14 protein-coding genes are annotated in these 23,274 nt (G+C 33.9%); 11 read left to right on the forward strand and 3 right to left on the reverse strand.

The genetic code is table 11. From position 1 onward, the window contains the following. The first annotated feature begins 1 nt into the window (after window position 1). Genes VP395_RS05595 through VP395_RS05620 form a run of 6 tightly spaced genes read left to right on the forward strand, consistent with a single transcriptional unit; the run spans window position 2 to window position 10,208 of the window. The gene (locus tag VP395_RS05595) at window positions 2–2,632 is read left to right on the forward strand and encodes a glycoside hydrolase family 3 C-terminal domain-containing protein (RefSeq protein WP_346240763.1); all 2,631 of its coding nucleotides are present in this window, start codon (window positions 2–4) and stop codon (window positions 2,630–2,632) included. A gap of 6 nt (window positions 2,633–2,638) precedes the next feature. Beyond that, window positions 2,639–4,333, forward strand: a complete 1,695-nt coding sequence (locus VP395_RS05600; RefSeq protein ID WP_346240764.1) for a glycoside hydrolase family 28 protein — start codon at window positions 2,639–2,641, stop codon at window positions 4,331–4,333. Window positions 4,334–4,336: 3 nt separating this feature from the next. Continuing rightward, window positions 4,337–5,245 carry an alpha/beta hydrolase gene (locus tag VP395_RS05605; RefSeq protein WP_346240765.1) on the forward strand — a complete coding sequence of 303 codons (909 nt, stop codon included), beginning with the start codon at window positions 4,337–4,339 and terminating at the stop codon, window positions 5,243–5,245. Beyond that, on the forward strand, window positions 5,194–8,448 hold the full coding sequence (locus tag VP395_RS05610; protein WP_346240766.1) for a glycosyl hydrolase family 95 catalytic domain-containing protein: 3,255 nt from the start codon (window positions 5,194–5,196) through the stop codon (window positions 8,446–8,448). The genes VP395_RS05605 and VP395_RS05610 overlap by 52 nt, the downstream gene beginning before the upstream one ends. Before the next feature lie 7 nt (window positions 8,449–8,455). Continuing rightward, a complete protein-coding gene (locus VP395_RS05615; protein ID WP_346240767.1) occupies window positions 8,456–9,421 on the forward strand; it encodes an alpha/beta hydrolase in 966 nt (321 codons plus the stop codon). Window positions 9,422–9,443: 22 nt separating this feature from the next. Beyond that, complete coding sequence (locus VP395_RS05620; protein WP_346240768.1) at window positions 9,444–10,208, forward strand: rhamnogalacturonan acetylesterase; 765 nt, start codon at window positions 9,444–9,446, stop codon at window positions 10,206–10,208. A gap of 94 nt (window positions 10,209–10,302) precedes the next feature. On the opposite strand, the gene VP395_RS05625 is transcribed toward VP395_RS05620, so the two are convergent. Then, window positions 10,303–10,887 (reverse strand): RNA polymerase sigma factor, encoded by a 585-nt coding sequence (locus VP395_RS05625; RefSeq protein WP_346240769.1) that lies wholly within the window; start codon window positions 10,885–10,887, stop codon window positions 10,303–10,305. Between the two features lie 133 nt (window positions 10,888–11,020). On the opposite strand from VP395_RS05625, the gene VP395_RS05630 reads away from it, so the two are divergent. From VP395_RS05630 to VP395_RS05650, 5 genes are all read left to right on the forward strand, one after another. Further along, entirely contained in the window at window positions 11,021–12,184 is a 1,164-nt protein-coding gene (locus VP395_RS05630) for a FecR family protein (protein WP_346240770.1), read from the forward strand. Between the two features lie 164 nt (window positions 12,185–12,348). Then, on the forward strand, window positions 12,349–15,600 hold the full coding sequence (locus VP395_RS05635) for a SusC/RagA family TonB-linked outer membrane protein (protein ID WP_346240771.1): 3,252 nt from the start codon (window positions 12,349–12,351) through the stop codon (window positions 15,598–15,600). 27 nt (window positions 15,601–15,627) lie between these two features. After that, window positions 15,628–17,160: a RagB/SusD family nutrient uptake outer membrane protein gene (locus VP395_RS05640; RefSeq protein ID WP_346240772.1), complete on the forward strand. Its 1,533-nt coding sequence runs from the start codon at window positions 15,628–15,630 to the stop codon at window positions 17,158–17,160. Window positions 17,161–17,286: 126 nt separating this feature from the next. Beyond that, window positions 17,287–18,282 (forward strand): alpha/beta hydrolase fold domain-containing protein, encoded by a 996-nt coding sequence (locus VP395_RS05645; RefSeq protein ID WP_346240773.1) that lies wholly within the window; start codon window positions 17,287–17,289, stop codon window positions 18,280–18,282. 15 nt (window positions 18,283–18,297) lie between these two features. After that, window positions 18,298–19,269: a pectinesterase family protein gene (locus tag VP395_RS05650; RefSeq protein WP_346240774.1), complete on the forward strand. Its 972-nt coding sequence runs from the start codon at window positions 18,298–18,300 to the stop codon at window positions 19,267–19,269. A 60-nt stretch (window positions 19,270–19,329) separates the two neighbouring features. Here VP395_RS05650 and pelA read toward each other — a convergent pair whose 3' ends face one another. Beyond that, a complete protein-coding gene (gene pelA / locus VP395_RS05655; protein ID WP_346240775.1) occupies window positions 19,330–20,955 on the reverse strand; it encodes a pectate lyase in 1,626 nt (541 codons plus the stop codon). A 152-nt stretch (window positions 20,956–21,107) separates the two neighbouring features. Next, window positions 21,108–23,261 carry a hypothetical protein gene (locus VP395_RS05660; protein ID WP_346240776.1) on the reverse strand — a complete coding sequence of 718 codons (2,154 nt, stop codon included), beginning with the start codon at window positions 23,259–23,261 and terminating at the stop codon, window positions 21,108–21,110. Window positions 23,262–23,274 lie beyond the last annotated feature (13 nt).

A 23,274-nucleotide genomic window follows, 5' to 3' on the forward strand; every position in this document is an offset into this window, starting at 1 on the left:
TATGAAAACCAGAGGCCTTTTATTAATTTTATTATTGGTATTTGAAATTAGCTATGGGCAAAATACATTTCCATTTCAAAATTCTAAATTATCACAAGAAGAAAGACTTAACGACTTAATTTCTCGGTTAACTATCAAAGAAAAAATTGAGCAACTCATGTCTGATGCTCCAGCAATTGATAGACTGGGAATTCCGAAATATAATTGGTGGAATGAAGCTTTACATGGCGTTGCTAGATCTGGTTACGCCACTGTTTTTCCTCAATCTATTACCATTGCTGCTTCATGGAATACCGATTTGTTATCTCAGGTAGCCTCCGTGATTTCTGATGAAACACGAGCAAAACACCATGAATACATAAGACTTGGTCAGCATGACATGTATCAAGGTCTTACACTTTGGTCTCCAAATATTAACATCTTTAGAGATCCTAGATGGGGACGAGGTCATGAAACTTATGGTGAAGACCCCTATTTAACCAGCCAATTAGGACTTCAATTTGTAAAAGGTTTACAAGGGAATGACCCACTAAATTTAAAAACAGTTGCAACAGCAAAACACTACGCCGTTCATTCTGGACCAGAAGCTTTGCGCCACGAGTTTGATGTAGCCCCTAATATGCAAGATCTTTGGGAAACTTATTTACCCGCCTTTAGAACCTTGGTTAAAGATGGACAGGTTTATTCGGTGATGACTGCATATAACCGTGTAAATAACAAAGCTGCAAGTGCCAGTGATGAATTATACGATATTTTAAGAAATAAATGGGGATTTAAGGGCTACGTAGTTTCAGATTGTGGGGCCATTGCTGATATTTGGAAAACTCATAAATTAACCAATGATGCGGCTTCTGCTTCTGCCCTAGCTTTAAAAGCGGGTTGCGATTTAAATTGTGGGAGCTCCTATAAGTTTTTGAATGACGCTATAAAAGAAGGATTGATTAGTGAAAATGATTTAGATATTTCATTAAAGCGACTTTTTTTAGCCCGAATGAAATTAGGCATGTTAGATGGTGATTTAAAAACGCCTTATTCAGAAACTCCTTTTTCTGTAAATGATAACTCAGCACATTCCAATTTATCTAGAAAGGCAGCTCAAGAAAGTATTGTATTGTTAAAAAATGAAAACCAACTGTTACCGCTTTCAAAAGATATAAAAACAGTAGCCGTAATTGGCCCAAATGCAGATAACATTATGTCGTTATGGGGTAATTACAGTGGCATACCAAGCAAACCTGTTACTATTTTACAAGGCATAAAAAACAAATTAAGCCCAGAGGTTAAGGTGCTATATGCAGAAGGAAGTCCTTTAGCAGACGGCATTCCAACTATGGAAGTGATACCTTCAATATATTTTCGTACAGATAATAATATACAAGGTTTAACTGGGCAGTATTTCAATAATATTGATTGGGAAGGAGACCCTTTGTTTGAAAGAATTGATGATAACATTTCTTTTCAATGGGACATTAATACGCCCGATCCTCGTTTAAAAATGGGACATTATTCAATTAAATGGACAGGATACATACTTCCACCCAAAACAGGAATTTATTCTTTTAGTGATTGGGGAAAACCATTTATGGAGTTTTCTATAGAAACCATTAAAGGAGGCGGAAAGCACAGTCACCATGCATCTTTAAACCCAAAAGAAATTCAACTTGAAGCAGGGAAAGAGTACAAAATTGAAATAAAATATAAAAATTATTATGGAGATGCAACCGCACAAATGATGTGGAGCAAACCTACTAATAACCAAAAAGAAGAGGCCTTAGAAATAGCCAAAAAATCCGATGTTGTTATCTTAACTTTAGGTTTAAACGAACGACTTGAAGGTGAAGAAATGAGTATAAAAGTTGATGGCTTTGAAAGAGGAGATCGTACAAAACTAGATTTACCCAAAGCACAAGAAGACCTAATGAAAGCCATAGCCGAAACAGGCAAACCTGTAATATTGGTTTTGGTTAATGGTGGTGCATTAGCCATTAACTGGGCAGCAGAAAATGTACCTGCGATAGTATCTGCCGGTTATCCTGGGCAGCAAGGTGGGAATGCGATTGCCGATGTATTATTTGGTGATTATAATCCCGCGGGAAGATTACCTATAACCTATTATAAATCCATCGATCAGTTACCTCCTTTTGAAGATTATAACATGAAAGGAAGAACCTATCGTTATTTTTATCAAGAACCCCTATTCCCTTTTGGCTTTGGATTAAGTTATACCAAATTTAGTTATAGTAATTTTAAAATGCTATCTAAAATTGATATTAACAAACCCATAAACGTATCAGTAAAGGTTTCTAATATTGGTGATTTTGATGGAGATGAAGTTGTTGAGTTATATCTTAAAGACGAAGAGGCCACTACTCCTAGACCTAATCATCAACTAGTTGGTTTTAAAAGAGTTCATATTAAAAAAGGAGAACAAAAAGAAGTTCAATTTACTATTCAACCAAGGCAACTTTCCATTATTAATAATAAAAATGAATTGGTAATAGAACCAGGTTGGTTCACAATTTCTGTTGGAGGAGAACAACCAAATGTAGCATATAAAAATCATTCCGCTTCAACCGAAAGTATTTCTAAACGTATAAAAGTAGTTGGTAAAACTACAGCTATAGAATTTTAAAAAAACATGAAAACTAAACAATCACATTCACTTTTAGCACTATTCATCTTTACAATCACTTGTTATGTTAGTGCCCAAAAATCTAGCACAATTAATGAAACCAATGTTTACGAAGGCATAGAGTTTAATATGCCGAAAGTAAATACAACCAGTTTTCCAAATTATGAAGTTAGCATCGTAGATTTTGGAGCAATTACTGGTGGTATTATTAAAAACACAGATGCTTTTGCAAAAGCCATTAATAATGTATCAACTAAAGGCGGTGGAAATGTCATTGTTCCTCGTGGCGTATGGTTAACTGGCCCTATAACCTTTAAAAGTAACATAAACCTTCATCTAGAAGATGGTGCCTTAATTATTTTTAGCAAAGATTTTGATGATTACCCTATTATAAAAACCAGCTTTGAAGGTTTAAACACTGTACGCTGTGTTTCTCCTATTAATGCCAATGAAGTAGAAAATATAGCCATTACTGGTAATGGTATTATTGATGGCAGCGGTGATGCTTGGCGACCTGTGAAAATTAGTAAAATGACCGATGGACAATGGAAAACACTTGTTCGTTCTGGTGGTGTAGTTTCAAAAGATGGTAAAATTTGGTTTCCTTCAGAAGGTTCTAAAAAAGGCTATGAAAGCAGCACCAATTTTAATGTACCCGATTTAATTGGTGATGAAGAACTGGCTTCGGTAAAAGATTTTCTAAGACCCGTAATGGTAAGCATTGTTAAGAGTAAACGAGTTCTTCTAGACGGACCAACATTTCAAAACTCACCGGCTTGGAATATTCATCCTTTAATGTGTGAAGATGTCATTATCAGAAATATTAATGTTAGAAATCCTTGGTACTCTCAAAATGGTGATGGATTAGATTTAGAATCATGTAAAAATGCGTTGGTTTATAATAATACGTTCGATGTGGGTGATGATGCCATTTGTTTTAAATCTGGAAAAGATAAAGATGGTAGAGATAGAGCTATTCCTACTGAAAATGTGATTGTAAAAAACAACATTGTTTATCATGCACACGGTGGGTTTGTAATAGGTAGTGAAATGTCTAGTGGTGTTAAAAACGTACACATTTCAAATTGCACTTTTATAGGAACTGATATTGGTTTACGCTTTAAAAGCACCCGAGGACGAGGCGGTATTGTTGAAAACATATACATATCGAACATAGATATGATTCACATTCCTACCGAAGCAATTGGCTTCAATCTGTATTATTCGGGTAAAGCACCAGTTTTAGATGATAATGAAACATCTGATGCTAAAATACAAGAAGAAAAATTGGTTGAAATAAACGAAGAAACGCCCTCTTTTAGAAATATTTTTATGAAAAATATTAATGTAGCAGATTCTGAAACAGCTATGTTTTTTATGGGATTACCAGAAATGAACCTAAAGAATATTTCTATAGAAAATTCTGTTTTCGAAACAAAAAAAGGCATAACACTTATTAATTCAGATGGCATTACCTTAAAAAATGTAAAAATAAAAGCTTCAGATGATTTCGCATTAACTATTTACAATAGTAAAAATATCAAAGCGAGTAATTTTGACTTTACAGAAAGTAAATCTGCTATAAAAGCCTTAGGGCCTAAAACCAACAATATTGAGTTTGATAAAAAAGATATTTCAAATGAAAAGGAGCAAATTCAACAAGGTATGGGATTAAACAAAAAAGCTATAAAACTTCAATAAATAATGAAAAGAAAAGCAGTAATACTATGTAGCTTCATTTTTACTCTGATGCTTTCTGCGCAAGATATTATTCCGTTATGGCCAGAAGATAACATGCCGAACTCTAAAGGCTTGAGTCTTGAACATATTGAAGAACGCGAACGTATTACACAAATTTCTAAACCAAACATGCTAGCTTTTTTCCCTCCTAAAGAAGAGCAAAACGGCAGTAGTGTTTTAATTTTACCATCAGGAGGTTACCATCATCTTACATATAATTTAGGAGGTATTCAATTAGCAAAATGGTTTAATACCCGAGGCATTACAGCTTTCGTGCTTCTTTACAGATTGCCTACATCGCCAGATTTAATAATTAGTGAAAATGGCCCCATCCAAGACACCCAACGTGCCATAAAACTAATACGCTATAATGCTGAAAAATGGCGTTTAGATAAAAATAAAGTAGGCCTTTTTGGCGCATCGGCTGGCGGACATTTAGCTTCAACCATTGCTACTCATAATGAAGATTTATCAAAAATTAATGATGATGTAGATTCATTGTCGTTTATTCATGATTTCATGATTTTGGTTTCTCCTGTAATCAGTTTTGGAGCATATACACATAAAGGCAGTTTAGAAAATTTATTAGGAGATCATGCCACTTCAGAAAATATTCATAAATATTCAAATGAATTTCATGTTACCGAAAACACACCGCCTACTATTTTATTTCATGCTCAAAACGACCCTGCTGTAAACCCTATGAATAGCCTATTGTTTTATGAACAAATGATAAAGCATCAGATTAAGGGCTCGCTACACATTTTCCCTGAAGGCAAACACAATATTGGCATATATAATGAATCTTCTTTAACCGACGAATGGAAAACTATCTGTACAAAATGGTTGAAGGAAATAGCCATAATAAAATGAAAAATAGTATCCAAAAATACAAAATATTAGTACTTGTAATTTTAATTACAACATTTTCAAGCGCGCAAAATAACAACATTTTATGGTATGAAAATGCAGCGAATAATTGGAACGAAGCCTTGCCTATTGGTAATGGCAGAATTGGAGGCATGCTTTTTGGAGGTGTTGAGAATGACAAAATCCAACTAAACGAAGAAACCGTTTGGGCAGGAGAACCTGGGAATAATATTCAAAAAGATCATTATCAAGACATTCAAAATATTAGAGCATTACTTTTTAGTGACAAATACGAAGAGGCTCAAAAAGCTGCACTTCAGGCATTCCCAAAAGACACTCCAAAAGATAATAATTATGGTGTACCCTATCAAACCGTTGGAAACTTAAATCTGCATTTCCCCAATCATAACAATCCATCTAATTACACAAGAGAACTAAACATTGAAAACGCCATTTCTACAGTTAGTTATACCATAAATGGTGTTCATTACAAACGGGAATACTTTGTATCGTTTCCAGACCAAGTTATGGTCATTCATATTACAGCCGATAAACCTAAGAGTTTGAGTTTTGAAATTTCAACAGATAGTCCGCTTAAAAACCATACTATTTCAGCAAAAAAAGGATTGATTGACTTAAGCGGCACAGGAGATGACCATGAAAACAAACAAGGAAAAATCAACTTTACCACTTTGGTTTACCCTAACGTAATTGGGGGAAAAATTACCAAAAATAACCAAACGATTATTATTAAAAACGCCGATGAGGCTACCTTATTTGTGAGTATTGGCACCAATTTTAAAAACTATAAAGATTTAAGTAATTCTGCCGATAAAATTGCTAAAGTATTTCTTGAAAAAAGTAAAGGAAAATCCTTTGAAACCTTAAAGAATTCACATGTTAAAGATTATCAAAGTTTATTTAACAGAGTATCTTTAGAGATTGGAGATGCTGCAAACAGTACATTGCCAACTAACAAGAGATTGGAAGACTTCGAAAAAAAAGAAGATTTATCATTGGTGTCTCTATATTTTCAATTTGGACGTTATTTGCTTATTTCAAGCTCAAGACCTGGTGGACAACCAGCTAACTTACAAGGTATTTGGAATGATAAATTATCTCCACCATGGGACAGCAAATACACGGTAAACATTAATACCGAAATGAACTATTGGCCTGCTGAAGTGACCAACCTGTCAGAACTGCACCAACCATTATTTTCTATGCTAGAAGATTTATCTGAAACAGGTAAACTCAGTGCCAAAAATATGTACCACGCCCGTGGATGGAATATTCACCATAACACTGATATTTGGCGTATTGCAGGTATTGTTGATGGTGGTTTTTACGGACTTTGGCCCATGGGTGGCGCATGGTTAAGTCAACATCTATGGCAGCATTATTTGTTTACCGGCGATAAAGATTTTTTAAATAAATACTACCCTATTTTAAAATCGACTGCCCAATTTTATGTAGATGTACTTCAAGAAGAACCAAAAAACAAATGGTTGGTGGTAACACCTTCTATATCACCAGAAAACAAATATATGGGTAGTGCCGGAGTTACTTACGGAACCACAATGGATAATCAATTGGTGTTTGATGTATTTAGTAATGTTATTACAGCTTCTAAAACTTTAAATACCAATATTGAATTTGCCGATTCCTTAAAATTATTAAAGAAAAGACTGCCACCTATGCAAATTGGAAAACATAACCAATTGCAAGAATGGATTGAAGATTGGGATAAAACAGACGATACGCACCGCCATATTTCTCACCTCTATGGACTATATCCATCGGATCAAATATCACCTTTTAAAAATCCAGACTTATTTAAAGCTGCCGAACAAACCCTTGAGTACAGAGGAGATGTTTCAACAGGTTGGTCTATGGGTTGGAAAGTAAATTTTTGGGCACGAATGCTTAACGGAAATAGAGCCTATAAACTTATAAAAACGCAGCTTACTTTAGTTGAAGACGGAGCAAAATCCGGTGGTACTTATCCTAATTTATTTGATGCACATCCACCCTTTCAAATAGACGGCAATTTTGGTTGTACTGCTGGTATAGCTGAAATGCTTATACAATCACATGATGAAGCTTTACATTTATTACCTGCATTACCAGACACTTGGAAAGAAGGTTCTGTAAAAGGACTAAAAGCAAGAGGTGGATTTGAGGTGGATTTAGATTGGGAAGACAATGCTGTGAAAACATTCAAAGTAACATCTAGTCTAGGCGGTTATTTAAGAATTAGAACTACTGAAATATTATTGGATGCCAATGGTAAAGAGCTTGCAAAAGCTTCAGGTAAAAATACTAATCCATTCTATCAAAGTCCGGAAATAAAAGAACCGTTGATTTCTAAAGAAGCCCATTCATCAACTTTAAATCTGCCAAAGTATCATTTGTATGACATTGAAACTACAAAAGGAGGCGCTTATACTTTCAAAGCCAAACACCAAAAAGTAACAGCTGTTTATTTAATTGGTGATTCCACGATGGCAGATTATACAGGAAATTACGACCAAGGAAAAGATTATATGAAAACAAGATTTCCTGTTACAGGCTGGGGACAAGTTTTTCAACCGTTTATGGTTTCCGATAGTTTGTATAAATTAACGAATCTTATAAAAACAGATAGCATTTTTGTTGATGACAGAGCAAGAGGCGGACGCAGTACCCGCACCTTTTTTCAAGAAGGCAGATGGCGTTCGGTTTATGAAACCCTTAAAAAAAATGATGTTGTTATTATGCAATTTGGACATAACGATGCGGCTAAAGAAAAAACAGAACGCTATGTAGATGTTGAAGGTTACAAAGAGTTTTTACGATTATTTGTTAGCCAAACTAGAGAAAAAGGAGCCATACCAATTATTTTAACACCCGTAGCCAGAAACTATCCATGGAAAGATGGCGTTTTAAACGATGTACATGGTGATTACGACCAAGCTCCTAAAGATGTAGCTGCAGAATTACAGGTGATGCTTATAGATTTAAACAAAAAATCAAGAGACTTTTTTACTAAAAAAGGAGAATCTTTTGTAACAGACAATTATTTCATGAATCTCCCTGAAGGCAAATACGAAGCGTACCCTAAAGGGCAAAAAGACAATACCCATTTTCAGCCAAAAGGCGCTACAGAAGTTGCAAGACTGGTATTTGAAGGGTTGCAAGAATTAAATAGTACAATTAAAAATTAAGATAAAGATGAAGTTTTTTCTAAGCTTATGCGGTGTATTATTTCTTATGGGCAATACAAGTTTTGCACAAGACAAACCAACTTATCCCCCATATACTATTGAATTAACGTATCAAAAACTAAAAAAAGATTATCCTTTTATTACGACTATTGAGCCTTTAAAATCAAACAAAATCAAATCAAAAGAAAACATCGTTTATAAAAAAACGAACACTTCTAAATTAAAACTTGATGTTTACATTCCTAAAGGTCTTTCTAAAAAAACCTACCCTGCAGTTTTATTAATTCATGGTGGTGGTTGGCTAGTAGGCAGTAAAGAAAATGAGCGGGTTATGGCTCAATATTTAGCATTAAATGGGTATGTAGGGATTTCCGTTTCTTATAGATTAGGATTGGAAGCAACCTATCCTGCGGGCGTTACTGACTTAAAAGATGCCGTGAGATGGATGCGCAAATATGCAAAAAAATACCATATTAATCCAGATAAAATTGCAGTATTAGGCGCTTCTGCTGGTGCGCAATTAGCCGCATTAATTGGGGTAACTCCTAACTCATCCATTTATGGCTATGACACATATATTTCTGATGAAATTCAAGCCATTGTTAATATAGATGGTATTGTCTCTTTTATTCATCCAGAAGCTGCTGCTGAATCAAAACCCGGTAAAGTTTCTATGGCTGGCACTTGGCTTAATGGTGAAAAAGAGGAAAATTTCAAAAATTGGAAAGAGGCTTCACCATTAGAATATGTTGGAAAAAACACACCTCCTACTCTTTTTATAAATAGTGCACAACCCCGTTTTCATGCGGGTAGGGATGATATGATCGCTATTTTAAACAAGTATGACATTTATAACGAAGTACATACCATTCCAGATAGTCCACATTCCTTTTGGTTGATGCATCCTTGGTTTGAAACTACATTAAATTATACCATTAACTTTCTAAATAAAGTTTTAAAAGATGAAAAATAATAATTCCTTTAGCAACAAAACAATGCAACAAATAATTGCATTCTATCTATTAGCTTTTTTCTATACCTCTTTTGTATTTTCCCAAGACAAAAAAACAACAATTTATCTTGTTGGCGATTCTACCATGTGTTTATATGATGAAAGCAGGTTTCCCCAAGAAGGTTGGGGCATGCCTTTTGCGAATTTTTTCGACGATACTGCAGAAATTGAAAATCATGCAAAAGGTGGTAGAAGCACCAAATCATTTCTTGATGAAAACAGATGGCAACCTATAGTTGATTCCCTAAAGACTGGCGACTTTGTATTAATACAGTTTGGACATAACGATTCAGCCAACTCTAAAGACCATCCCAATCGTTATGCTTCACCCGAAGATTATAAAAAATATATGGGAAAGTATATTAATGAATCCAGAGCCAAAGGTGCTGCAATTATTTTAATAACACCCGTTACCCAAAGAAAGTACAATTCAAACGGTGAATTAATAAAATCTCATAAGGAATATTGCGATGCGGTTATTGAATTAGGAACCGAGTATAACGTTCCTGTTATAGATTTAAACACAAAAAGCCATGAATTGGTTAAAAAAATGGGACCAGAGTTTTCGAAAAATTTATATATGATTTTTGAACCAAATGAACTCCCTCGTTTTCCAAAAGGATTTAATGACACGACCCATTTTTCTGAGTTTGGAGCACGAAAAATGGCTGAATTGGTATTACAAGGCATTAGAGAACAAAATTTAGAATTGGTAAATTATGTTGTTAAGCCTTATTCTAGACAGTAAATTAATAATCCTAGGACTATAATTTTATAAAAACACACCATAAATTATTTACATAATTTTTCAAAAAATTCAATTGCCCAATTTATTATATGAATTAATCATTTATATTAAAATCTAATTTAGTTTCCATACCGAATAATAAAAACAAAACACAACTTACTTTACCACCAACTGCTTTGCGTAGTAAGGAAAATGCTTTTGTAATATGCGCTTCAACGGATTTTATTGAAACGTTCTTATACTCGGCTATTTCTATATTGGTAAGTCCCTCCTGCTTACTAAGTAAAAAGATTTCTTTACATTTTGGGGGAAGGTTTTGTATTTCTAATTTCACCAATTTTATTACTCTTTCAAGAGATTGTTCATCTTCATCTTCCACACTAGCCGAAAGAGCGCTTATATATTTGTTCTCTAAAGGAAAAACTGATTTTTGTTTACGATAGTAATCTATAAATTCATTGTAAACCGATTTATAAAGAAAACTACTGATTTCAAAATCTGGGTTGAGACGTTCACGCTTTTTCCAAATTCTAATAAAAACATTTTGAACAATATCTTCCGCAGCATCCTGGTCGTGAACAAGGCCAAACACATACACACATAATTTATGATGATAGGTATCCATCAAAAAAGTATAGGCTTTGGAATCGCCTAATTTTAATGCTTCTATAAGTTGCAAGTTGTTAGAAAAGCTTTTTGACATATATTAAAATGATAATAAACGATATGGTTTATTGCGAAAATATAAAAAAAACTCATAAAAAGTTAGGGTTATAGAAAGTTGATACGTATTAAGGTAAATAATGTATTAAATGATTAACCCTAAAATCGAAAACTTAATAATTAAATTCCTTACCAATCAAGCATCAGCCTCTGAATTGGATGAATTAGAGCTATGGATACAAGATTCAAATAACAACCTTTTGTTTAATACTTATGTTAAGATAAACTATGCCATCGAATTTAATATGAGAAAGTTCGATATCAATAAAGCTAAAGATAAATTAAATGAAGAAATAGGTAATGACAAAAAGGTAATTAAGCTAAAAAAAATACGTCAAAAAATACGCTATGCAGCTGCTATTACTATCGGTATATTGGCTACTAGTTACTTCTTTAAAGGTAATTTATTTGACACTTCCGTTGATAATGGTCAAAAGGTTACAAAAACCATTGAAGCTGGCACCGACAAAGCTACTTTAACATTAGATGATGGATCTATTATTCTTTTAGAAAAGGGAGATGCATATCAAACACATAACGTAAGCAGTAACGGAGAGCAAATAGTATATAATGATACAGAAATAAACACTAACAACATTAAATATAACTACCTTACTATTCCTAGAGGAGGTCAGTTCTTTATCAAACTATCAGACGGGACTAAAGTTTGGTTAAATTCAGAGTCTCAACTTAAATACCCAGTATGTTTTAAAAAGGGTGGTGCTAGACAAGTAGAATTAGTTTATGGAGAGGCCTATTTTGATGTATCACCTAGCACAAACCATAATGGAGCAAAGTTTAAAGTGTTAAATCAGACACAAGAAATAGAAGTATTAGGAACAGAGTTTAACATTAAATCTTATAAAGATGAAACCAATATTTACACAACGTTAGTAGAGGGTAAAGTAGAGATAAACACATCAAAAGGCAAGCAATTACTAGTTCCAAATCAACAATCAAATTTAAATATTACAAATAACGATATATCTATTAGCGTAGTTAATATAAAAGAAGTAGTGTCTTGGGTTCATGGCGACTTTGTTTTCCAAAACAAACCTTTAAAGGATATTATAAAAGTTTTGTCTCGTTGGTATGATATTGAAATTGAAATTGAAAACAAATCCCTTGAGGATATAAAATTCAACGGAGAATTAAGTAAATCTCAAAATTTAGAAGAAATATTACTATTAATAAAAAACACAAATTATATAAACCAATATGAATTAAATAACAAAAAAGTAATATTGAAGTAAAAAGAAAGAGGGAAAGAATATCAACATCTCACCGCAAATAATTCTCCCCTCCTTTAGTACGATTAATTAATTAAATGTTTAACTAACTAAAACTATGTAAATTTATGGAAATTAAATTAACTAATGCTTACTTTCTATTTAGAAAGCGGTTATTAATGATTATTATGAGAACATTCATTTTTCTATGTTTCTTTTCAATGTTTGGCTTTACACCAAATAACATTTTATCACAAAATGTTAAAATTGTTATAGACACAGATAAAACAGCTACCATTGATGATGTTTTTAGAATAATTAGCGACCAAACAGATTACAAATTTATTTACCAAGTAGATTTGTTTAAAAACTTGCCTAAAGTTCAATTAAAAAAAGGAATTATTGAGGCAAACACATTGCTTCAACAAAGCGTTTCTAGTGCGGATGTTCTATTTGAAATTACAAATAAGAACAACATCGTTATTAAGAAAAAAACACCAGATACTTTTTTCTCCATCTTAGAAAATAAAAAAACTCAAAACTTACAAATTTCAGGTACAGTAAAGGACGAAAATGGGCAACCACTTCCAGGTGTGAATATTCTTATTAAAGGGACTTCTAATGGAACCCAAACCGATTTTGATGGAAACTATAACATTAAAGTTGAAAATTCTAATGCTATTTTGGTATTTTCTTTTATAGGCTTTATCACCCAGGAGGTAGCTATTGCTAACAGAACTGTTATTAATGTTAGTTTAAAAGAAGATGTTGCAAAATTAGACGAAGTTGTAGTTGTAGGTTACGGTTCGCAAAGGCAAAAAGATGTAACAGGCTCTGTGTCATCAATGAAGTCTGAAGATTTTAATAAAGGTCCGCAACTAAGTGCACAACAAGCTATGCAAGGAAAAATGGCTGGTGTTGTTATCGCACAAAATAGTGGAAAACCAGGAGGTTCAAATACGGTTAGAGTGCGTGGAGGTACATCTTTAACTGGCGTAAATGATCCCTTATATGTTATTGATGGTGTACCAATTTCCACAACAGCTGGTGTAAGTTCTGCTAATATTAGAGGCAATGGAACAGATTTTTTCGATCAAGAACCTACCAATCCTTTAATGACAATAAATCCTAATGATATTGAATCCATTACGGTTTTAAAAGATGCCTCTTCTACAGCTATTTATGGATCTAGAGGTGCCAATGGCGTTATTGTTATCACTACTAAAAAAGGAAGCTCAGGAAATTTAAAGGTTACTCTTGACGTAACAGGAGGTATTTCGACAGTTGCCAAAAAACTAGATGTTCTTTCTGCTGATGAATACCGGCAAATCAATGATGATTTAGGGCTAGCTTATTCAGACTTAGGAGCAAACACAAATTGGCAAGATGAGATTTACAAAACTGCACAAACTCAAGATTATAATTTATCATTTTCTGGTGGATCTGGAAAATCAAATTATAGAGCATCATTGGGTTATGGTAATCAAGAAGGTGTTTTAAATGGTTCTGAACTAGAAAGAGCTAATGCAAGAATTAATGTCAACCATTCTGCTCTAGATGATAAATTAACTTTTGATTTAAGACTTAACTATGGTAACACGTTTTCAAATAACTCACCAGTATCTAACACTGTAGGAAGTGAAGTTGGAACTAGTATAAATTATGAGTCGTATGTTTTTAATCCTACCTATCCAATTTATGATGCTGATGGGAACTACAACCATGTTCCTCCATACAGGGTTAATCCAATATCATTTGCAAATGATGTTATAGATGAAGTAACAAACAATAGGCTGATAGGTAATTTATCTACAACTTATAATATTACAGACCCCTTAAGTGTAAATATTAACTTAGGCTATACACGCCAAGCTATAAACAGAAACTCATACATCAACAAAACAAATCCATTAGGAGAAGGTTTTGGTGGTTATGCTAGTGTTCAAAAACTAGAAGATTATAGTAAATTAATTGAAACCATTTTAAGGTACAATAATACTTTTGGCAAACATAATGTTGATGCTATTGCAGGTTATTCTTGGCAGTATTTTATAAATGAAGGTTTACGGAATGTAGCTTCAGGGTTCTTATCAGATGAATTCAAATGGTATAGTTTACAAGCTGCAAGCACAATAAGTAATGTTTCTACATTTAAAGGTAGCAATACTTTAATCTCAATGTATGGAAGAGTTAATTACAATTTTGACGATAAGGTTTTAGCTACCGCTACTGTTAGAAGAGATGGCTCTAGTAGATTTGGTTCTGGAAACCAATGGGGTGTTTTCCCTTCGGGTTCTTTGGCTTGGAGAGTTTCAAATATGGGCTTCTTTAAATCAAATACAATTTCCGATTTAAAAATAAGAACTAGTTATGGTATCACTGGAAACCAAGAAATAGGAAATTTAAACTCTCTTACCACACTAGGTGCTACTAATGCAGGTTACATAGTAGGTGGGCAAAGAGTTACTACTGTATTACCACAACAATACGCCAACCCAGACTTAAAATGGGAACAAACATCTCAATTTAATACTGGTGTTGATTATACTATACTTGATGGTAAAATTCGAGGAAGTATAGATTATTACAGAAAGAAAACAACCGATCTTTTATTACGTTTACCTGTTCCTTCACCTACAGCTGTTAGCACGCAGTTAGCAAATGTTGGTAGTGTTGAAAATAAAGGTATAGAACTAGAAATTTCTGCAGATATTATTGATAAAAATGATTTTACATGGACATCCTCATTTAACTATAGCAGAAACAGAAATAAAGTTTTAAGTCTTTCCAACGATCAATTTCAAGGAAAAGATATTCAAATAGCACCATTACAAGGGCAAGGTTTATCAGGAATTTTTGCGCAACTAATTAAACCAGGGTTAGCTCTAGGAACTTTTTATGGCAGAGAATTTATTGGAATAGAAAACGGTGCAGAAATACTTGGAGATGAAGATAAAGTTATTGGCTCTGCACAACCAGATTTCACCTTTGGTTTTTCAAATTCATTTACTTACAAAAATTTAACGCTTGGTTTAAATTTTAGAGGGTCAGTTGGTAATGATGTATTTAATTTAACAGGAAATAACCTTGGATATCTAAGTAATCTTCCTGGTAGAAATGTATTTAAAGAAGCCTTAACCAGTGGTGTTTTAAGAAGCCAACCTAAGCGCTATTCTTCTCGTTGGATAGAAGATGGATCATTTGTACGTTTAGACAATGTCACATTAGGCTATAATTTTGATCTTGAAAAAATTCCAGCCTTATCTAGTGCTCGAATATTTATTACGGGACAAAACTTGTTATTATTTACTAAATATTCTGGATTAGACCCCGAGGTTAATTCAGACATATCAGGGACTGGTATAGCGCCTCTAGGAGTTGATTATTTAGCTTATCCTAAAGCTAAAACAATTAGCCTTGGATTAAATGTATCATTTTAAGAATAACTTAAATTATAAATTAATATCATGAAAATATATAATAGAAAATTAATATTCACTTTATTTGTTTTTGCATTGTGCTTATCCGGATGTACAAATTTAGATGAGGAAGCGTTTGGAAGCTTATCTCCAGACACTTATTATAATACAGAAGAAGAAGCACTATCTTCAGTAGTTGGTGTATATCAAGCATTATCTAGTGTATCCAGTATTGATCGTCCTTGGAGACTACAAGAATATGGAACAGATGAATTTGTTATTCCAGGAAGAGCTAGTGGAGGCTGGTTTGATCAAGATGTTATCGACATTGTTACACATACCACAACCCCTGTAAATGCAGATGTAAATAGAGGCTGGAACTCACTTTTTCAAGAAATAGGTATAGCAAATGCTGTTTTAGAAAGCTTACAAGCATCTCCCAACAGGGAAAACCTAAAAAGTTTAATAGCTGAAACTAGAGCACTAAGGGCATATGGATACTTTTTTGCTATGGATCTTTGGGGTAATATACCAATAGTAACAGTAGCGAGAATAGACCCCAACAACTTACCCGCAACTAGGCCAAGAACAGAGGTGTTTGAATTTATTGAGAGTGAAATGTTAGCAGCAATTCAAGATTTACCTTCTGTTACCGAGGTTAATAGAACAAGCTACTATCCAAGATTTACCAAAGAAGCCATACAAGGTGCACTAGCGTCAATGTATTTAAATGCTGAAGTGTATACGGGAACACCTAGATGGTCTGATGCTGTCGCTATGTGTAACAACATTATAAATACAAACGCCTACGATTTGGAAGCGGATGTGGTTGATAATTTTAAATCTACTAATGAGGAAAACTCAGTGGAGTTGATTGCATCATTTTCTATAGACCCAACACAAAATGCAGGGAACAATCAATTTATATTGTACACGAATCATTCACCAGGTAAAGCTAAATACAACTTACCATTTACTCCTGCAAATGGCTTTAGTACATTTCCAGAAGCGCTTAACAGGTATGAAAACCAAGATAACCGTTTGTTATTAATTGAGTATGGTCCACAATATTACTTAGATGGTGTGACGCCATTAACATACCCGGACGGCACACAGTTAGACATTATTCCTGTTCAAGATTTAGTAAGTGCTGCAGATAATGAGGGATATAAAGTACTTAAATACACCCCAATTGGAGCAGCATTCTCTGGGTTTAATGCTGACAACGATCTTGTTTTAATGCGTTATGCTGAAATACTTTTAATAAAAGCAGAAGCTTTAGTTAGAGATGGCAATATAACCCCTAGTGTATCATTAGGTTTGGTAAATGAAGTGAGAGAACGCAGTAATGCTACACCACTTGGTAGTTTAACCTTAAAGGATATTGAAGACGAAAGAGCAAGAGAATTTTTGTGGGAAGGACACAGAAGAAGAGATATGATTCGTTTCGGAACATACTTCACAGGTACTTGGTCCTTTAAGCCAAACACAACTGAGGCATTTAGAGGTATTTACCCAATTCCTAATATACAAAGATCTGCAAATCCTAATCTGGATCAAAATCCAGGATATCCACAATAATTAGTTTAGTTTGTTTGAGTTAGTTTTTGAAATATTACCCATGTAATTTATTAAATGTAAATCACATGAGGTAATATTTTTTTTATAATAGTATCTTTTCTGATTTTTAATTTAAATAAAAACTCCATGAAAAAGCCTTTTAAAATTATAGTAATTATTTGCTTTTTTGCATTTACAGTGTTTCAAATCAATGCTCAAAACCCTAAAATTACTATTCCTAGAGACACCTCTTTTAATGTAAAATCCGATTACAAAAAAAATATAAAATATTTTCCTTACATAAAACCTGCAAAAGATTCGTTACCAAAAACTGTTAATGAACAACGAGATGTGGTTTATACCACTTTAAAAAACACACCATATGGAGATAGAGATTTATATGTAGATGTATTCTATCCTAAAAAATCCGGCAAGTATCCAGCATTAATAATGGTTCATGGCGGCGGATGGCGCGCAGGCAATAAATCATTACAAATACCCATGGCACAAAAACTTGCAGAAAGAGGTTATGTAACAGTTTGTGTAGAATATCAACTTTCAATGGAAGCAAAATACCCTGCGGCAGTTTTCAACATTAAAAGTGCTATTAGATGGATGCGAGCCAATGCCAACAAATATGGGATTGACACAAACAAAATAGCAATATCGGGTTGTTCTGCAGGCGGTCAATTAGCCATGCTCGTTGGACTCACCAATGGTATTGATGACAAGGAGGGTAATCACGGTAATTTTGGCTTTTCTAGCGACATTCAAGCTATTATTGATATTGATGGGGTTGTAAACTTTATGGCACCAACATCTTTAAACTTAAACAGGAAATATAATTCACCAGATATTGAATGGTTAGGAGGTTCATTTTATGAAAAACCTGAAATATGGAAAGATGCCTCCAGTATTTATTGGGCTAATGAAAAATCACCTCCTATTTTATTTTTAAATAGTGGTTTTCCAAGGTTTCATGCAGGTCAAGATGAGTTAATTGGCATGATGACTGATTGGGGGATCTACACCGAAGTTCATAAATTTAACGAAGAAATTCACACCTTTTGGTTATTCCACCCATGGGTAAACCAAACCGTTAATTACATAGATAATTTTTTAATCAAAGTTTTAAATAATTAGGCAACCATAAGTTTTATGAAAAACCCAATCATAGTTAAACTAATTTTAGTTTTCACATTCGTTTCTCAATCTATTTTAGCACAAACATCAAACCCAGATAAATATAAATATGAGTTTACCGTCGCTAAAGATGGCAGCGGCGATTATAAATACATTCAAGATGCTATAGATGCCATGCGTGTATTTCCATTAGCACCCATCACCTTGTATATTAAAAACGGGATATATACTGAAAAAATTGAATTATCTGAAAACAATACTGATGTTACTTTTATAGGTGAAAGTGTAGATAAAACTATCATAACATTTAACGACTATTCTGGGAGAGGGAAACATATAGGCACTTTTAATTCTCATACTGTTAAAATATCTGGAAACAGATTTAAAGCTGAAAACATCACCTTTGAAAATTCGGCAGGAACAGTTGGTCAAGCAGTAGCTTTGTATGTTGATGCTGATATGGCCATATTTAAAAACTGTAAATTTCTTGGAAACCAAGATACCATTTACTTAGGTGGTGAATATTCCAGACAACTTTTTGAAAACTGTTATATTGAAGGTACTACCGATTTTATTTTTGGCCCTGCAACTACCGTTTTTAAAGACTGTACCATCCATTGTAAATCTAATTCCTATATCACAGCTCCTAATACAACGAAAGGCAAAAACTATGGTTTTGTGTTTCTTGATTGTAAAATCACCACTAATGACACTGTTACTAAACTTTATTTAGGAAGACCTTGGCGTTATTGGGGAAAATCTGTGTTTATTAGATGTACATTACCCGAACAAATTACGCCAGAAGCTTGGCATAACTGGGGCAATGCTGAAAATGAAAAAACAGCATTTTTTGCCGAATATAAATGTAATGGAGAAGGTTTTAAACCAACAGAAAGGGTGAAGTGGTCACATCAATTAAGTGACAAAGAAGCTAAGAGCTACACGTTAGAAACTATTTTCAATTCTTGCAATCCTTGGAAGTTCTAAATAAAAAAGCCACTTAAAATAAGTGACTTTTTGTGACTAACTCAAATAAATGATAGTATATTAAATACCATGTTTATTTTTCCAACTGTTATATTCTGAACCTATTAAACTAGCTGGCCAATTGCCATACCAAGAATAACCATTTCTTCTTTCATACGATATCTCAGCAATCGTTTTTCTTGGGCCACCGCCCTCGGCATCTGAAACTCTACTACAGAAAAAAGGTTCATTAGGCCCAAATGTGTTAAATAATGCCTGATATGTATGACCTGTATAATTACCTAAAGTGTAAAACCTTGCCCACATCACGTTTCCTGGAGAGTCTACCAATACTTTATCATTACCTACATTTTGTAAACTTTTACCAACTATTTTAACAGATTCGAACCAAGCAACTGCTTTATTAATTGCATCTTTCACTTGTGATGAAGGATTATCTAAAGTCATTAATAAACGTACAATACCAACAGATTCAGAACCGCTATTTGAAGCCAATTCATAATCTCTTGCATCTGCTGGTTTTAAAGTTATAGCATCATGTTGAGCACACCATGCTGTTTTTACACCGTTAATTGTAACTTGAGTGTCTAAAATAACTTGAATACCTTTATCAAATGCAGTTTGCGCTGCAACCACATAACTTTCGTCTACAACATCTAAATTGTTCCTTTTTAAGAAAATATCTCTCATTAAGTTCATAACATTCCCCATAGCATTATCATTATAGGTGATATGACGGCTATAGTTAGTTCTTAACGGATAATACTGAGGCCAACCTCCGTTATCGTATTGCATTTCTAATAAGAAATCTATACCTCTTTCAGCTGCTTCCAAATAGGCAGGATTATTAGTCCCTTTATATGCACTTAGCAATGCTCTAAGTTCTCCAACCGTATGATTATTATCTATTGTTGTATCTGTGTTGTTTTTAGTGTTATTTGCTGTAGTTACCTCAGCACTTGTTTGCACCCTATCATACCCAGAAAAATCATTATACGGTTCTTTAGGCCAACCACCATTATTACGTTGCCATAACAACATGTTTTCTGCTTTTAACGTAGTCCCATACACAGGTGTAACTCCAGATATATTCATAACAAATTGTCCACTTTTACCAGAACCATCTGTAGCCGTTGCTGTAATAGTAACGGTACCGTTATCTTTTGGCGTTAGCAGCCCTTGACTCGATATTTCTGCTATAAATGAATTGGATACCGACCAAGTAACTATTTTATTGGTGGCATTTGCAGGTAATATTTGTACAGATAACTGTTGCGTACTTCCATCTGTTATATCTGTTCCTATAACAGAAATGCTATCAACAAAAACAGGTGGTCCTGTTACACCTGATATTGTAATAACTTTTTCTGCTGAAATTCCTGAAGCATCATTTGCAGTTGCTGTTACTGTTACCGTTCCGTTATCCATAGGTGTTAAAAGCCCTGAACTTGAGATAACCGCTATTGATTCGTTTGAAACACTCCATGTTAAAGTTCTATCAGTAGCATTATTTGGAAGCACAGCAGATCCTAATTGCTTCGCTTTTCCATCTACAATATTACTTCCATTTATAACAACACTGCTTACCAGAATGTTTTTAGAGTTTTCTTCTACAGGACTATCACTACTGCATCCAAGAAAACCTACTAAAAAAATAAAAACCATTAATCCTTTAATCTTTTTCATAAAATTATTTTTACACTTTATTACATTACAATTTATTCACAAAATAACATGTAATCGATTACGCAATATTATATAAATAAAATTGATAATGAAAATTAATTGGTGTTAATTTTCATTAAACACCAAAATAATAGACAAAAGTTGATTAAGGTTTAAGGCATAGGTTTTAATCCCTCCCATTTTACATTCCATTTTCCGTCTTTTGGAAATCCTGGATTTACAATAGTGTTGCCGTCATAACCAGCACACATAAGTGCAATAGCCGAAAGAATACCGCCATTTCCTGGCAAGTACAATGTTAATCTTTCATTTTGGTAATTATGCCCCCCAGGTAGGTAGGTATTAGTAATTTCATCTCGTAAAAGTGCTTTTACGGCATCTTCTGGTCTGTTAAGTCGAGTTGCGGTCATGGCTTCTAGCGGAAAATCCCAACCCCAGGTATGGTTCCAAGTCCAAACCTTGTCTACAATATCAAAAGTATTGTTCATTATTGTAATATCAACATAATTATTTTGAGGTAACGCACTTAAAGCTCCTAAAACGGCTGGATGGTCGATAGTATGTTCGCTTGTTGGTGAATACGAATTAGGCACACTTTCAGCCGCTAAATACACCCCGTCTTTTTGTGCCATTGGCGATAGTTTATCAATAATTTTTTGCCAATCTGTTTCAGGTTCTAAATCTAATCTTTCACGCCATTGCTGTGCTACTTGTAATGCCCACTTCCAATATGCTAACTCCCAAGGCGAATTGAATGTTTCCAATTTATCAAAACATTCTTGTGCTGGAATAATACCTTTCCCTAAAATATATCTATCGTTTTCAGCATCATAATTTGGGTAAGACGCCATAAAATCGGCTGTTGAAAAAATGAGTTTTTTATACTTTTCTAAATTTTCTTTTGATGGATTGTTTCTATAAATCAATTCTGCTAAATAAATAACATGTGGTTGTTGCCATATTAAAAACGACCCGACATTCGATGGTGCTTCTTCAGCATTATGGTCGGTCATTTTTTGCCAACGCACCCCTTTATAGCCTTGTCTTTCTGCAATTAATTTTGCTTTATCATAGGCTATAAAATACCAACCTATACTTTTTTCCAGAAAATCGGTTCTTCCCCAAAGTGGATAATGTGCCGAATGCCACCAATACATTTCCATATGTGGTTTACCATACCAACTGTTATAGGTTAAACCCGTTTCTTGCACTGGATAATTTCCTGCGCATTGCGAACGTGTTAAATATTGCGATAGTACCACGCGTCTTTCAATTTCAAAAGCTCTAGAATCGGTACATTCTGAAAAATCGACCGCACCACCCGATTGCCAGAATTGTTCCCAAGTATTTGTACTGTTCGTTTCAACCTCGTTAAAAGCGATGGCTTCATTATTATTAGCTTGTGAAAAGATTACTGCAACTTCAAAACTATCCTCTGCTGCTGGTTGCATGGTAAAATAATGGTCTTCAATTTTTGTTACCGAAGCTTCTGCATTTAAACTAGCTTCTACAAAATAGCGGTCGTTATCTAAAGTTCTATTGAAAACAAATGCTTTTCCTGTTTGTTTATTTACAGTTGTTTGATGCAATTCGCTATTGGAATAATTTACACCTCTATCGGCAAATTCGTTGGTTGGATATGGAAACCTGAACTTTAATTTAATTCTGTTTTCTTTTAATAATGGTGACTCTATTTTTGCCGCAATACCATCAGTTTTAGAATCTCCATATGTTATTACTTTTACAGGAACACCTTCTACAGTAAAATGACTTTCAATTTTACCAGTCCAAAGGTTTAGTTCTTGATTGATGTCTTTTAAATCTTCTGGTTTAGCAACGGTTCCATCTTTCTTAAGAATTTCTAAACCAACATTTCCTAATTGAAGGCGGTGTGGGTTTGCTCGAAAATAATCGGCTGCAGCCATATTTCTATCATTAGCCCTATCCTGAATGGCATACAAACTATTTGGATTTCCGTTAAAATCGTAACCCTTTAAAGTTTCACTAAACTCATAGTTTTCTATATTTGGAAGTGTATGCCATCCCCACTCCGATTGTGTTCCCAAAGGCACACCTTTTTCATAAAACTCTGGGAACGACTGCAATCCTGTAGCATCTACTGTAAAAGCAAATTTTCCATTCCCAACATTTAAAGACCCGAGCGTATCAATAGTGGTTATTTTAACATTATGGCGTGTCACTACGGCTTTTCTATCTATTTTTTGAGGTGTTTCTGTTTTGTCTTTACACGCGTATAAGCTCAAAAAAAATAAAATTAGAAGTGAAAGTAGATTTGTTTTTTTCATTATTTAGAATTGT

Origin of the sequence: Mariniflexile soesokkakense, assembly GCF_039650365.1 — a bacterium.
Taxonomy (GTDB): Bacteria; Bacteroidota; Bacteroidia; order Flavobacteriales; family Flavobacteriaceae; genus Mariniflexile; species Mariniflexile soesokkakense.

Coding starts and splice junctions, on each gene's coding strand:
- VP395_RS05605 (WP_346240765.1), top strand. CDS start 4,337: ATGAAAAGAAAAGCAGTAATACTATGTAGCTTCATTTTTACTCTGATG.
- VP395_RS05595 (WP_346240763.1), top strand. CDS start 2: ATGAAAACCAGAGGCCTTTTATTAATTTTATTATTGGTATTTGAAATT.
- VP395_RS05635 (WP_346240771.1), top strand. CDS start 12,349: ATGAGAACATTCATTTTTCTATGTTTCTTTTCAATGTTTGGCTTTACA.
- VP395_RS05640 (WP_346240772.1), top strand. CDS start 15,628: ATGAAAATATATAATAGAAAATTAATATTCACTTTATTTGTTTTTGCA.
- VP395_RS05630 (WP_346240770.1), top strand. CDS start 11,021: ATGATTAACCCTAAAATCGAAAACTTAATAATTAAATTCCTTACCAAT.
- VP395_RS05620 (WP_346240768.1), top strand. CDS start 9,444: ATGCAACAAATAATTGCATTCTATCTATTAGCTTTTTTCTATACCTCT.
- VP395_RS05650 (WP_346240774.1), top strand. CDS start 18,298: ATGAAAAACCCAATCATAGTTAAACTAATTTTAGTTTTCACATTCGTT.
- VP395_RS05610 (WP_346240766.1), top strand. CDS start 5,194: ATGGAAAACTATCTGTACAAAATGGTTGAAGGAAATAGCCATAATAAA.
- VP395_RS05645 (WP_346240773.1), top strand. CDS start 17,287: ATGAAAAAGCCTTTTAAAATTATAGTAATTATTTGCTTTTTTGCATTT.
- pelA (WP_346240775.1), bottom strand. CDS start 20,955: ATGAAAAAGATTAAAGGATTAATGGTTTTTATTTTTTTAGTAGGTTTT.
- VP395_RS05615 (WP_346240767.1), top strand. CDS start 8,456: ATGAAGTTTTTTCTAAGCTTATGCGGTGTATTATTTCTTATGGGCAAT.
- VP395_RS05660 (WP_346240776.1), bottom strand. CDS start 23,261: ATGAAAAAAACAAATCTACTTTCACTTCTAATTTTATTTTTTTTGAGC.
- VP395_RS05600 (WP_346240764.1), top strand. CDS start 2,639: ATGAAAACTAAACAATCACATTCACTTTTAGCACTATTCATCTTTACA.